11 protein-coding genes are annotated in these 12,898 nt (G+C 60.7%); 9 read left to right on the forward strand and 2 right to left on the reverse strand.

The genetic code is table 11. The annotated features are described in order from the left end of the window. Positions 1 to 83 precede the first annotated feature (83 nt). The 8 genes from ACQY39_RS19490 to ACQY39_RS19525 all read left to right on the forward strand — a co-directional run bounded on the left by ACQY39_RS19490 (position 84) and on the right by ACQY39_RS19525 (position 9,870). A complete protein-coding gene (locus ACQY39_RS19490; RefSeq protein ID WP_428509069.1) occupies positions 84 to 857 on the forward strand; it encodes a virB8 family protein in 774 nt (257 codons plus the stop codon). Continuing rightward, complete coding sequence (locus ACQY39_RS19495; protein ID WP_428509071.1) at positions 854 to 1,810, forward strand: TrbG/VirB9 family P-type conjugative transfer protein; 957 nt, start codon at positions 854 to 856, stop codon at positions 1,808 to 1,810. The genes ACQY39_RS19490 and ACQY39_RS19495 overlap by 4 nt, the downstream gene beginning before the upstream one ends. Further along, complete coding sequence (gene virB10 / locus ACQY39_RS19500) at positions 1,807 to 3,414, forward strand: type IV secretion system protein VirB10 (protein WP_428509073.1); 1,608 nt, start codon at positions 1,807 to 1,809, stop codon at positions 3,412 to 3,414. Before ACQY39_RS19495 ends, virB10 begins: the two co-directional genes overlap by 4 nt. After that, positions 3,411 to 4,574 carry a P-type DNA transfer ATPase VirB11 gene (gene virB11 / locus ACQY39_RS19505; RefSeq protein WP_428509075.1) on the forward strand — a complete coding sequence of 388 codons (1,164 nt, stop codon included), beginning with the start codon at positions 3,411 to 3,413 and terminating at the stop codon, positions 4,572 to 4,574. Before virB10 ends, virB11 begins: the two co-directional genes overlap by 4 nt. A gap of 278 nt (positions 4,575 to 4,852) precedes the next feature. Beyond that, entirely contained in the window at positions 4,853 to 6,580 is a 1,728-nt protein-coding gene (locus ACQY39_RS19510; protein ID WP_428509077.1) for a type IV secretory system conjugative DNA transfer family protein, read from the forward strand. Positions 6,581 to 6,953: 373 nt separating this feature from the next. Continuing rightward, entirely contained in the window at positions 6,954 to 7,394 is a 441-nt protein-coding gene (locus tag ACQY39_RS19515; protein ID WP_428509079.1) for an OmpA family protein, read from the forward strand. A gap of 504 nt (positions 7,395 to 7,898) precedes the next feature. Continuing rightward, positions 7,899 to 8,576 carry an LPD7 domain-containing protein gene (locus tag ACQY39_RS19520; RefSeq protein WP_428509081.1) on the forward strand — a complete coding sequence of 226 codons (678 nt, stop codon included), beginning with the start codon at positions 7,899 to 7,901 and terminating at the stop codon, positions 8,574 to 8,576. Beyond that, positions 8,566 to 9,870 carry a DUF1173 family protein gene (locus ACQY39_RS19525; RefSeq protein ID WP_428509083.1) on the forward strand — a complete coding sequence of 435 codons (1,305 nt, stop codon included), beginning with the start codon at positions 8,566 to 8,568 and terminating at the stop codon, positions 9,868 to 9,870. The genes ACQY39_RS19520 and ACQY39_RS19525 overlap by 11 nt, the downstream gene beginning before the upstream one ends. Positions 9,871 to 10,010: 140 nt before the next feature. Here ACQY39_RS19525 and ACQY39_RS19530 read toward each other — a convergent pair whose 3' ends face one another. Next, positions 10,011 to 10,823 (reverse strand): relaxase/mobilization nuclease domain-containing protein, encoded by an 813-nt coding sequence (locus ACQY39_RS19530; RefSeq protein ID WP_428509085.1) that lies wholly within the window; start codon positions 10,821 to 10,823, stop codon positions 10,011 to 10,013. A 1,555-nt stretch (positions 10,824 to 12,378) separates the two neighbouring features. Further along, the gene (locus ACQY39_RS19535; protein ID WP_428510948.1) at positions 12,379 to 12,678 is read right to left on the reverse strand and encodes a hypothetical protein; all 300 of its coding nucleotides are present in this window, start codon (positions 12,676 to 12,678) and stop codon (positions 12,379 to 12,381) included. On the opposite strand from ACQY39_RS19535, the gene ACQY39_RS19540 reads away from it, so the two are divergent. Continuing rightward, the gene (locus ACQY39_RS19540; protein WP_428509087.1) at positions 12,563 to 12,829 is read left to right on the forward strand and encodes a nucleotidyl transferase AbiEii/AbiGii toxin family protein; all 267 of its coding nucleotides are present in this window, start codon (positions 12,563 to 12,565) and stop codon (positions 12,827 to 12,829) included. The genes ACQY39_RS19535 and ACQY39_RS19540 overlap by 116 nt on opposite strands. The last annotated feature ends 69 nt before the right edge of the window (positions 12,830 to 12,898 follow it).

A 12,898-nucleotide genomic window follows, 5' to 3' on the forward strand; every position in this document is an offset into this window, starting at 1 on the left:
GGCCCACCTCGCAACCCACCACACGCCATCAAGCAGAACGCACGCTGAGCGGCCGGTGCCACAGTGCCATCGGAGATCTTCATATGAGTGCCATCCTGAACAGAGGTCACGCAGCTGCATGGCCAGACCCCAAGGCCGTCTCAAATCCACCACCAGCGGATATGGAGGCCATAGAGTGCAATCGAGCCTGGGAGATTGATCGGTCCGTGATGCTCGAAACCTCTGAGCGCCGCGCCTGGTGGGTGGCGATCGCAGGCCTTGGTCTGGGTCTCATCGGCATCGCGGCCGTCTTTGTACAAGGGCCACTGCGTCGCGTGATCGAGATCCCCATCGTGGTGGACCGCGTCACTGGCGAGGCCACCATCCAGCAGCGACTGAGTGTGGAATCCATTCCGCCTCTGGAGGCCCTGGACAAGCACAACCTGGCCACCTTCGTGCGTGCTCGCGAGGGCTACAGCTGGATGTTCCTTCAACGCGACTTCGACCAAGTCGCCCGCATGGCAGTTCCCACAGTGTTTTCCGACTACAACCGGCAGTTCGAAGGTGATGCTCCGCTGCACAAGCGTGTGGGTTCCAGCGAAGACTGGCGCATTCAGGTGATCCACATTCGCCTTGCCGCATCGGGCCGCAGCGGCAATCGCGGTGAAGCCACGGTCACCTACGACAAGATCGTTCGAGCCAGCGAGCGCAACATGCCGGAGCTCAACAGTCGCCACGTGGCCAGCGTGGTTTACCAATACCAACCTGAGGCACTGGCAAAGGAACGCGACCGCCTTGAGAACCCGTTCGGCTTCGTCGTAACGGCCTACCGATCCGACCCCGAAATCAATAGCAATGTGCCGGGGCAACGGCCATGAATCCGCGAACACTGCTTGCAGCGGCCACGACGCTGTTGACCTGCCGCGCAGCACTGTGCACGCCACCAGGCATTCCGGCAACACCCGAGCCGCGCCTGCGCGAGGTGATCTACAGCGCTCTGTCAGTGGTCACCGTGCCGGTACGGCGTGGCATCGTGACCCATGTCGTCTTGGACGGCGACGAAACCATCCGGGAAGTGGCGGCGGGGCTCGGTGGTGACTGCCTCAGGGCCGACTCCGCCTGGTGTGTGGTGGCCCAGGCGGGTGACCGTCATCTGTTCATCAAGCCCAAGAGCACCGCCTCAGCGGCCAACAACCTGGCTGTTGTCACCGACCAGCGCGTGCATGCCTTTCGCTTTGAAGTCTTGAGCGACAGGAACCCTCATCCGCCGGTGTACCGCCTTCGAGTCAAGGCCCCATCGACACGAAAAGAAACAGACGACTCGCAAGAAATCGCTGCGCCGACACGCCCGTCCTCCTGGCCGCCCCATGTGCTGCACAGCTTGCAGCAAGCTGCCCTGCAGCCGCCCCTCTCCGACTCGCAAGTCGTGGCGGAAAGGCTGCATTCCAAAGCGCAGCCCATCAACACTCAATACTCGATGGCAGAGGGCTCCGATTCCCAGGAGATCCTCCCGTCACTGGTGTTTGACGACGGTCGCTTCACCTACCTGCAGTATCCCGGCAATCGCGAGGTGCCCGCGGTCTTCCAGGTCCAGGGCAACGGCAGCGAAAACGTGGTGAACGCCCGCATGGAAGACGACATGCTGGTGATAGATCGCGTCAGCAGGCATTGGATGCTCCGCGCCGGCGCGGCCGTGGTTGGCCTTTGGAACGACGCCTTCGAACTGGATGGGAATCCGCCTTCTCATGGGACCACCGTGCCGGGTGTGGTGCGCTCGCTGAAGCCTGGCTCTGAAGCAAGGCGCGCTGCCAAATCTGGAGGCTTGCCATGAGCCCAGACACCTCCACGAAGGACCGGACCGGCTGCGCTGAGCCCACCACACCCAGTGGCCACAGAGATGCCGACGCCCAACCAAGGTTCGACAGCCAAGGACCCGGCATGGCTCCGCTTCCAGGCGAGCCTGCCATTCCTGATGTGTGCGACACCACGAGGCGCAAGTGGTCAAAGAAGGGACTGTGGGCGGTGGGTCTGCTGATTTTCGCGCTGAGTGCGCTGACAGCGATGGGCATTCAGCGCCTGATGACACATCTCAAAAAGCCGGCAGGCACTGAGACCCGGTCGCTGCGAGACAGGCCCATGGCCGCCTCGCTCGAGCTACGCAAGCTCGACCTTGTCGCTAACTCCGCTGATCCCTCATCCATCAGCTTCCCTCCCTCCACAAATCAAATCCCTAGCGCCTCGGGCACTGTCGCTACGGTCACCATCCCTGCACCCATCCCCGCTTCGGAAGACCTGGCAGATCCCATCGGAGTTCGGAAAACCAGCGCCTCAAACCCGGGGAGGTCTGAGCGATCAACTATGCACCCCGAGGATGCCCCGATTCTGCTGGTCAGCACGCGACCTGTTCCAAGCACGCCCATCTCAATGGCAACGCTCCCCCGAACTGCCAATGGATCGGGCGACGCCCCGCAGCAGGCAGCAGGAGCAATCGGCACGACGGATGCCTTGGATGCCACCGCCCGCAACCTTCAGGAATACCAAGCCCGTCTGCAAACCCTGCTGGCTTCTTTGACTCAAGGCGCCGAGCTGGCTGCAAGCCCCAAGTTCCAATTGAATGAGGTGCCTGCTGAAGACCGAGACGGCGAGCTGGCCGTGCGATCCGCCGCTTCGCGGGGTTCACCCATCTCAACCCCTGGCGATCAGGCCCTCGCCGGCTTCCGTCCCACCGAGAGGGTCGCATCCAGCAACGGACTCTTTGGAGGACAACTCAAGGCATCCAGCACCACGAGAGTGATGGCCTCGCGCCTGAGCCCTCGCAGCCTGATGCTGCCCAAGGGCACCGCCTTTACCTGTGCACTCAAGACACGCGTCATCAGCGCCACCTCTGGCCTGCTTGGGTGCCAGGTTCAACGCCATGTGTACAGCGAAGACGGCCGCGTGTTGCTGATCGAGCGCGGATCCCACTTGGACGGAGAGTACCGGGTCAGCGGCATGAAGCCGGGCTCGATCCGCATTCCGGTCCTTTGGACACGTATACGAACACCACTGGGTATCGTCGTGGACTTGGATTCACCCGGCACAGGGCCGCTGGGTGAGTCCGGCATCGAGGGACATGTCGACAAACGCTGGGGCGAACGCATAGGCGCAGCCCTCTTGCTTTCGTTGATCGACGACTCAGTGAAGCTGGTGATCCAAAACCAGAGCGAAAGAGAGCCCAGGCGGGGGGGCAATGACACCGTCGTGCTGCCTTCCACCACGGCCAACACCAGCAAGCTGGCGGAGAAGGTGCTGGACAGCACCATCAACATCCCCCCGTTGATCTATCAGAACCAAGGTGCATTGGTGGGCATCTACGTCGCCCACGATGTGGACTTTTCGTCGGTATACGAGCTCACGCCGGCGCCGCGCAGCAATCCGCGCCAGGAAGCGCCATGAGCGAGATCATCAAAGAGTCTCTTAGGGAGTTCAAGGGCGACGCCAAATGCGACGCCGCCTGGCTCGGCGATGCCACCTCCGTCACTGAGTTCCTGCGTCCCTTGCGTGAGCAGCTCGATCAGGCCGGCGTTTACGAAGTCTGCGTCAACCGACCCGGCGAACTGATGGTGGAGACCGCCAGCGGCTGGAAAGCTGTACCGGCACCATGCATGACCCAAGAACGCTGCCTGTCTCTGGCCACCGCCGTCGCCACCTTCTGCGATCAACAAATCAACCAGGAGCACCCGCTGCTCTCGGCCACATTGCCCAGCGGGGAGCGCATCCAGTTCGCCATTCCCCCGGCGGTGTCACGAGGCACGGTCTCAATCACCGTGCGCAAACCCTCGACGCTGAACAAGTGCCTCGATGACCTTGCCCTTGAAGGACTGTTCTCCCGCCTGCATCAGGACATCGAAGCCAGCGGCCTTGAACCCATCGAACAAGAACTTCTGGCCCTGCAGTCACGCGGTCGCTATGTGGAGATGCTGCGCCTTGCGATCCAGCGCCGCCAGACCCTGATCATCAGTGGGAGAACCGGCTCAGGCAAAACCACCTTCATGAAGAGCTTGATCGACGAAGTCCCAAGGCAGGAACGATTGATCACCATCGAAGACACCCCGGAGCTGACCCTGCCCCACCACCCGAACGCAGTGCATCTCTACTACAGCAAAGACGATCAAGGCACAGCGCGGGTCACGGCCAAATCTCTGCTGGAAGCCTGCCTGCGGATGAAACCGGATCGCATCTTTCTGGCCGAGCTGCGTGGCGACGAGTGCTTTCATTTCGTGAGATTGGCCGCCTCCGGACATCCGGGCAGCATCACCTGCGTGCACGCAGGCAGTTGTGCCCTGGCCATCGAACAGATGGCGCTGATGATCCGCGAAACCGAAGCTGGCAGCGGCCTTAGCCTGGAAGAGATCCGACGCCTGTTGGACATTGTTGTCGACGTCATCGTTCAGTTCGAACGGGACGAACAAGGCCGATTCATCTCCGAGCTGCAGTACCGCCCACGCAGTCTGCGAGCTCGCCACCTGGGCCAGCAAAGCCGAAGGCCACTGCAAGGGATAGCAGAAGCAACGGATCTGAACCCCATACAGAACCGTGTTGGGAACCCAGTATGAGCCGCGCTGGTGCATTGCCGGGCCCAGCATGGTCCCCAAGTCGCAAGCTGGCTGCGGGCATCTTCGGCGCTGCAAGCCTGATGGCAATGGCCGGTATGGCCAGCTACCTGGCTGCGGTCCTTTTCTTGGTCTTGTGTAGGGCGGACCCGCGCCTGGCAGGGCCAACCAGCATTTCTAGCTACTGGCGCCTGTACGCCAACGACCCCATGCTTCGCAAGCGTCTTCAGCTCGCCATCGGCATCGCAGGAATGGGGCTGCTGGTGCTGCCCACGGCCGCCATGGCCGCAGGCGTCAGCACGCGCCGACCTCTGCATGGAGACGCACGCTTCGCCACGCAGGTGGAGATTGCGCGCACAGGGCTCTGTTCCAGCGACGGCTCACCCGCCATTCTTCTGGGCCGCCATCGCAGCCGCTTTCTGAGCCTCAAGGGGCAGTTGTCCGTCATGCTGTCGGCCCCCACTCGCAGCGGCAAGGGGGTGGGTGTCGTGATCCCCAACCTCTTGAACTGGCCCGATTCTGTGGTGGTACTGGACATCAAAGGCGAAAACTACGACATCACGGCCGGCTACCGGGCCGCACACGGACACGCGGTCTATGCGTTTTCTCCATTCGACGAGGAGGCGTGCAGCCACCGCTGGAACCCTCTGGCCTCCGTCAGGATCACGCCCCTCCATCGTGTCGGCGACCTCCTGGCCATTGCACAGACGTTCTTTCCGAGCGAGAGCGGCAGCACCTCGTCCGAAGCTTTTTTCAACGATCAGGCGCGCAGCCTCTTCATGGGGCTGGGACTGCTACTGCTTGAAACGCCTGAGTTGCCCCGAACCATGGGCGAAATGCTGCGCCAGTCCTCGGGCAAGGGGCGACCACTGAAAGAGCACTTGAGCAGCTTGATGTGCGAACGAAGCCGGAGCATGCGACCGCTGTCCAGCGAATGCGCCGACGCACTGCAGCGCCTGCTCTCCAACTCAGACAACACCCTCTCGAGCATCGTTGCAACCTTCAATGCGCCATTGACCCTGTTTGCCGATCCCGTGGTGGATGCCGCGACCAGTGGCCAAGACTTCCGAGTTGAGGATCTGCGCCGTCGCCGTATGTCCATCTACGTGCGCATCCCTCCCAATCGGCTGGCAAATTCCAAGCCTCTTCTCAATCTTTTCTTCTCGCAACTGATCCACCTGAACACCCGACGCTTGCCTGAACAAGACAGTTCGCTGACGCTGCAATGCCTGCTGGTCCATGACGAGTTCACATCCATGGGCCGAGTGCCCATCATCAGCAGCGCCGCCGGCTTCCTGGCGGGCTACAACCTGCGACTGCTCACCGTGGTCCAGGCCATGTCCCAGCTCGATGTGGTCTACGGGGACAAAGACGCACGGTCCTTCGCCACCAACCACGGCATGCAAATCCTCTTCTCACCGCGCGAACAGCGAGATGCGGACGAGTACAGCGCCATGCTGGGCTACTTCACGGAGCGCAGCACCTCTCGCGGGCACAGCCAGTCCTTCAGCGCCCAGGGGCACAGCACGGTCAGCCGCAATGAAAGCGATCAGCGCCGCGCACTGCTGTTGCCGCAGGAGTTCAAAGAGCTGGGCAGTGAACGCATGGTGCTGATCTTTGAGAACTGCAAACCCATTCTGGCCGAGAAGATTCGCTACCACCGGGATCCAGTCTTCATGCGTCGCCTCCTGCCACCGCCCGTGATTCAGCCCATCAACATGGAGCTTCACCTGGCTCGCGTGCAGCAACGTTGGCGCCATGTCAAAGACGAGCTGGCGCCAGGAGAGACGCTCAATGCTGACACCTTGGCATACGACTTCAGCTCACTCCCGGAGAAATTCGAAGGCTCGCCAAGCACCATCGCCGAGGCACTGCTCAACTTTCTGAGCGATGAGGGAGCAAACCTGGACACATACGGCGGAACGATCAGCCCGCTGGCTGACGCCGACGGTGTGCTGATCCATCACGAACTTCTAGACGACCGCGCAGCGCCCTGCCCTGCGCCATAAACCTCTCACCACGACTCCAAGCCGACGGAGACCCGCCATGCCAACAATCATGGACAAGCACGACACCTGGCCTCAATCGAATCACACACCCAAGGCACCGTCTGCAGCATATCGCCGAGGCAAACCACTCCCCAGACGAACCGGCCTCGGCATTGCACTCGCAGCCCTACTGACTCTGAGCTCATGCAGCTCAGCGCCAAAGCCCCCAACGGTGGATGAGAGCCGGCGGCGCCCGGCCAACACTGCCAGCACGATCAGTTTGTATGCGTGCAGGAGTGAGCTCCACAACGCCAAGCTTTTGAATCAGGACGCTGAACGTGGGCGTCAGGAGGCGCTAGCGGCACGCGCTGCGACGACAGCGGAACTTACGGGCTTGCTCAACACGCATTTGCAGCTCCTAGCCAGCATTCCTCCACATGAGAACTTGCCACCAGGGGCCAATCAAGTGCTGACGCTGTTCTTTGAGCCGGGCAGCTTACGACTCCATTTGCCTGAACCAAGCGCCAATGCTCTGGTCGAAGCCGCAAAAACCGCACCCCTGGTGGTGATCCGAGGACGAACCGACGGCAGCTCGGCCACTCCAGCCGAAATCCGCATCGCCAGCGGCCGCGCCAAAGCAGCATTTGACTTCCTCGTCGCGGCAGGCGTCCAGCCCGACCGCATTCGCAGCACCTACCAAGCCAACGGGGATCACGCAGCCGACAACAGCACGCCCGAAGGGAGGAGCCGCAATCGCAGGGTTGAGATCGAAATCTACCACTCGCTGCCAACGAATTGGACGCCGCCAAACGGCAGCAGCTCGACACCGAACTGAAGTTCGCAATGGCCACATCCCACACGGAGCTAGAACATGGACTCTGACAGCGCACCGACACACGGCACGGCATCCAAGCCCGGCGGTCTCGTTGAACCCCAGACTCGCACTGCTATGACTGGCGCCATGGGCCTATCCAGCGCCCGCTCAGCGGCCAAGCACTACGAGCTGCGAGATCCGTTCGAAGAGGTGACCTATCGAATACCCACCTTCTCAGGCATGGTGAGCAAGGCGGAGAGTCTAGGCAGCAGCCGCTTCGTCGAAGTGGCGGAGGACGGTTCGCGAATCCAAGTGGTAAAGACCGCTGGCACATGGGTGCGAGCCGTCGAAAGGTCTGAGCCTGCAGCACCTGCCCGAGCACCTGCGCCTGGGGCGATTGACAGTGCTGAGCCTGGCCAAGCCCCCGCCCCATCAAAGGCAAGCACGCGCCTGGTTGGCGATGTTGCCCCTCCCGTGTCGCCAGTTCCTGAGAAGGGCTCACGAAAAAGCCAACGAAGCCTGTTGGTGGCCCAGATCGAAGCTGCGCTGGAGGAGCGCTATGTGATCAAGCGCAGCCCTTTGTCCCTCGGCCCTCTGAGCATTGGCCACACCGAGTACCGGTTCAAAGGCGACGGCGCACGTGTGGCCTTCATTGAATCCACCGTCCGGCTGGCGACGGAGATCAACAACCCCTCGGTCGCCCGGTCCATGGTGGACGTGGCCGAGGCCCGCAACTGGAAGGGTCTGCGTATCTCGGGTCATGAAGACTTCAAGCGCATGGTCTGGCTGGAAGCGTCGATGCGAAGGATCAAGACTGTCGGCTACGAGCCCCAAGCCAGCGACTTGGAGTTGCTACAGCGAGAGAAGGTGGCCCGCATGAGCAATAGGATCGAGCCCGCCAAAGAAACGCCTGAAAGCGCTTCACAAGCAGCAGTTCCCAAAACATCGGCCAGAGGCAACGGAGGCAGGAAGGCCGTCCTCACAGCCATCGAAGCCGTGCTGATCGCCAAGCAGGTCCCCGACGGCATGCGCGTCGCCGTCATGGCGGCAGCCACAGATCAGCTGATGCAGCGAATACAGACAGGCCGCAGCCCGAAGGTCAAGGTGTACGACACCACAGCTCCATCGCGAGCTCGGCCCCATACCCCGCCGCCTGAGCCTCAACGATCCCGAGATCGAGAGGGTTTGACCCATGCACGCTGAGACGCAAAGGAAAGATACCAACCAGACAAAGCCGGAACCCACGAATGGCGACATCGGTTGGCACGCAGGTCGGTTTTTAGTCGGCCGCCAAGAGATCGGCGCCTCCGATCCAGGCTTTGCCCAAGCCATCCGCGATGCTCATGAATCTCACCAACGACCTCGCTGTCTGTGCACACCCGAGGGCGTCGAAATGTATATCGCGCGCTACGGCTCCGACCACATTGTCAAACGCATGCCAGATACTGGCCATTGCCATGCAAGCCAGTGCAGCTCCTTCGAGCCACCAGCCTCATGGTCGGGCCTCGCACCCTTAATTGGACATGCCATCCGTGAAGACCCTAGAACAGGTGAGACCCAGCTCAACGTGGACTTTTCATTGAGCCAACGAGCTGCACGCCAGGGCAACTCAGACGCCCACTGTGATGCGCGTGAGTCCAGTGCCGCGAGCAGCGCGGGTGCCACGCGAATGTCCCTTGGCTGCCTGCTGCAGTACCTCTGGGATCAGGCGGAACTGACCCGATGGCATGCAGGGTTTGCGGGCAAACGAACCTGGAGCACGGTCAGGAGGATGTTGCTTCACGCGGCCGAGTTCAAGCAAGTTCGCGGACAGGCCTTGCTCACCCACTTGTTCATCCCCGAGAGCTTTTCCGTGGAGCGGCGCGAAGAAATCGACGCTAGGCGCCTCGCCCACTGGAACCAGCTGCGCCGCGCACGTCGGCCTCGCCCATTGATGTTGCTGATCGCAGAACTCAAAGACCTGATGCCAGGCCGTTTTGGCTACCAAGCAGTCGTGAAGCACATGCCCGATCAAGCCTGGGTACTCCAGGAGCCCCTGTTTCGACGCCTTGAACGGCGATTTCAAACGGAGCTGACGCTCTGGAGCTCGTCACCTGAGTTGCGGCAATTGATGATTGGGGCCTTTTGGGTCAGTGAAGCAGGCGTCCCCACACTTGAAAGCCTGTCCTTGATGCCAGTGACGCCCGAGTGGCTGCCCGTTGAGGACCGTCAAGACCTACACCTACTCCACGAGCTTTTGACAGCGCGGCGCTCCTTCATCAAGTCACAACGCTACCGTTTGCCACGCACGGCGCCTTCCGCGTCTGCCATCCTGACCGACACGGGCCGATCGCCAATACCGCTCTACATCGACAGATCAACATCTCAGGATCAGCCTTCTGCACTCGGCTGCACAGGAACCACTCTGCATGGCGGCTCAGACGGCTGGTGTTGGCGACTCAGTTCAGGGACCATGCCCACGCTGCCTTCAGCCAATCCATGCTTTCGCCAGACATAAAGGCTTGGAAAGGCGACATGCGCCCAACGCGCACGGTGCCCTGGCGCAACTGCCTCAACGGCAAACCGAAGAGCTAGAAAATCGCCACGCATCACATGAGTGCAGACTCGCATCGACCGCGTCCTAGCTCTATCGCGAATTCAACGATCACGTTTGAGATCCTGGATGGCCTGGGGCAATGAAAGAGCAGTGCCCAGCATGGGCCTGCGCAAATGCACGGCACGATCCCGCTGCGCCGCCAATTCTCTGCCAAACGTTGACTCCTGAAGAAAGCTGGAGATGCGTGCGGCGAGCTCCCGATCTTCAGCCTTTGTCGACGCTCTGAGCGCGGACACGATCTGAGCCCAAGCCTCCAGGGCGCCGACTCGATTGCGTCGATAGGCCCCACCTGACTTTATGAGCTCAGCAGGCCTCTTAAGGCGACCTTGCTCTTGAGCGCTGCTCTGCCAGAGACTTTGATAACAACGCCCCTCACCGCGTGTGGCCTGGCGTGTCGCCTCGGCCTCAATACCCAGCCCGCGAAGGCGCTCTGCAAATGTCTCCCGCCAGCGATGCAAGTCAGCCTTGCGAGGATTCAGTCGCACCCCGTCCATAGATTCAGCCCTGACACACAGATGCACATGCGGATTTTCCTGATGCTGGTGAAGCACCATCACATAGCAATGCTCTTTGAGCTCGATCCGAGCAAACTCTCGAGCTGCCTGCAAGACACTCTGCCCTGCAGTACCCCGAGGCATTGAGAGCATCAAATTGAAGGCCTCGCGCCGGGGGCTGTTCTCTTCAATCAAGGAACCTCCGAAACGCCACTGCTCCAACAAGGCGTTCATCGCCTCGCGGCCCGTGTCACTGACGCCACGATCATCCTCAAACTCTAGGCGACCGTTCTTGCTCATGTAGCGGAAGTGAGCAGAAATGGCCCCCATGCCGCGACCGCCACCGGTCACCTTCACCATGACTTGGGGGGCCCTTCTGACAACAGTCGCCTCTATTCGCCGCCGAATGGCTCCCGCTTGACGCTGAAGCGACGCGCCCAATCGCGGAGGTGGCTTGACCCTAAACACCCGATTGCTCGGATAAAACAGGCGATCGCCCCAGTGCACCAGAACACCATCGATGTCACGGTGTGGAAGCATTGAGCTCTCCTTGTTCTTTCCGCGCAGCGTTGGCGCTCACAGCTTGTCGAAGCGGGCCAGACCTGACGGACGGCTGCAGCGCAGTAACCATGGGTGCAAGCAATGCAAGATGTTGAACGACAGTCTCTGTCAGTTGCGCTACCGACGTGTCACAAGAGGCAGGAACCGAAGCACAGTTCGCACGAAGCGTCGCAGTCAAACCCCGCAGATCAGCAGCCAAGGCCGCAAGCATGGCGTTGGATCGAATCAACGCGGCGCGGCTTTCTCGCTGGTCTGGCGCGACTGGACGAGGTGGGCAAGACGCCATGAGCTTCGCCACATACAGCCCCTGAGGCACGCAAGCCTCGCGTGCAGCCGACGCAAGCTCAAGCGCGCAATCAAGCGGAAGCCTCAAGGTCACTTTGACCCGAGCATTCGTGCACTGTTTGGACTCGAACACCCTCATCGAAGCGCCGGACTCAATCAACGAAGCATGCTCCAGCCACTCAAGAATTGCAGTCCTCAGCAAGGATGTCACGGGCACATTCTGTGACCTCGCAACGGCCAATAGGGCGCCATGACAACCTCGCAAGTCGACAGACATCCGTACGCGCCGCCCTGGACGATTTCCTGCGTCGGCTAAACAGCACTCGCGATGATCTGCTTTGACCATGATGGGCAATGTGCTTCAAATGCCGACACCGCCTCGCGGTGAATCATTCGCCAAATTCACCTTTGCTCGTGGTGCGGGCACTCTTCGCAGCGCTTCTGAACCGATCTAACAGCCTGCTCACGCGTATCAGGTGAAAACCTGTTCGACTTGTTAGTAGGCTTGCGAACCTCGCAGTCGCTGCGGGCCTACACCAGGAACTGAGCGCCATGGTTCGTCCGTGTCTGCAACGCGACAGCAGGGGTGCACGATTTTCTGCCACTGAATTTGCGAGAGAGGCAGACATCAATCCCGGACTTATCGCGCTACTGCTTTGCGTACCTTTGTACTACGTGTTGTGGAAGGTCTTCTTTGGCTCGCGTGAAGAGTTCCTTGATGCGCTCAGGTACTGGTTTCAACCCAACTGACTGTCATATCTGAACGGCGAGTTAAACAAGGACATCTATGTACCCTTCAAGCTCGGACTCTTTATCGCCTTGTGCTCGACCTGCACGATTCTCCTGATCAATCTGTTCAATTGACGAGGATTGCGCACGGCACGATGTGAGGACGCGGCATGCAATTGCTGCAGCTGAACGACCGCGTCAGGACGTCGAATTCGGCACGCCGAAGGAATGCTGCCACTACATAGCGGCCGGCTGCGCTAACCCACGGTTGCCTGCACACCCATCCAGATCGATTTCCCCGTCATTCACACGAGCCGTGGTGGCGCTCCACAGGCTAAGCCTACGGCACATCATTGAGGCGCGACTTGCTGTGCTCCTCCACCGAGCAACTCAAGCAAGGTGGGCTACTCATAAAAATCGCATTACTTGAAGAAAAGTAATGCGGATACCAAACTTCGATCCCATGGATCAGTCCGACCACGTATTCGACCTTACTAGCCAGCGCCTGGCGCTGCTGGCAGCAGATGTACGCGAGGACGGTTGGTCGCCGCAACTGCTTTTCCGCCTGCACCGAACCGGCAAACTGCAGCGCTTTGGTCGAGGCCCGTACGGACTGCCCAATACCGAAGTCACCGGACACCAGAGACTTCTATCGGTCAGCCTGTGCGTGCCCAAAGCTGCAAGTCCATCCGGTCTACAGCGTGATCGCCGAGAAGTACCAGGCCATGTTGCTGCGGGGACAAGCGAACAGCCGCATGAAGGACTTCTTTGAGCCTGCAGGGATTGCATGACGTACCGAACTGGAGGGCGCCACACTGGCGGCGGTCATCGCAGCCACCTTTGTGAGGCAGCAAACTGAT

The sequence above is a fragment of the Roseateles sp. genome (assembly GCF_965262435.1).
Lineage (GTDB): Bacteria > Pseudomonadota > Gammaproteobacteria > Burkholderiales > Burkholderiaceae_C > Paucibacter_A.

Coding starts and splice junctions, on each gene's coding strand:
- ACQY39_RS19530 (WP_428509085.1), bottom strand. CDS start 10,823: ATGGTGAAGGTGACCGGTGGCGGTCGCGGCATGGGGGCCATTTCTGCT.
- ACQY39_RS19510 (WP_428509077.1), top strand. CDS start 4,853: ATGGCCGCAGGCGTCAGCACGCGCCGACCTCTGCATGGAGACGCACGC.
- virB10 (WP_428509073.1), top strand. CDS start 1,807: ATGAGCCCAGACACCTCCACGAAGGACCGGACCGGCTGCGCTGAGCCC.
- ACQY39_RS19490 (WP_428509069.1), top strand. CDS start 84: ATGAGTGCCATCCTGAACAGAGGTCACGCAGCTGCATGGCCAGACCCC.
- ACQY39_RS19495 (WP_428509071.1), top strand. CDS start 854: ATGAATCCGCGAACACTGCTTGCAGCGGCCACGACGCTGTTGACCTGC.
- virB11 (WP_428509075.1), top strand. CDS start 3,411: ATGAGCGAGATCATCAAAGAGTCTCTTAGGGAGTTCAAGGGCGACGCC.
- ACQY39_RS19540 (WP_428509087.1), top strand. CDS start 12,563: ATGTACGCGAGGACGGTTGGTCGCCGCAACTGCTTTTCCGCCTGCACC.
- ACQY39_RS19525 (WP_428509083.1), top strand. CDS start 8,566: ATGCACGCTGAGACGCAAAGGAAAGATACCAACCAGACAAAGCCGGAA.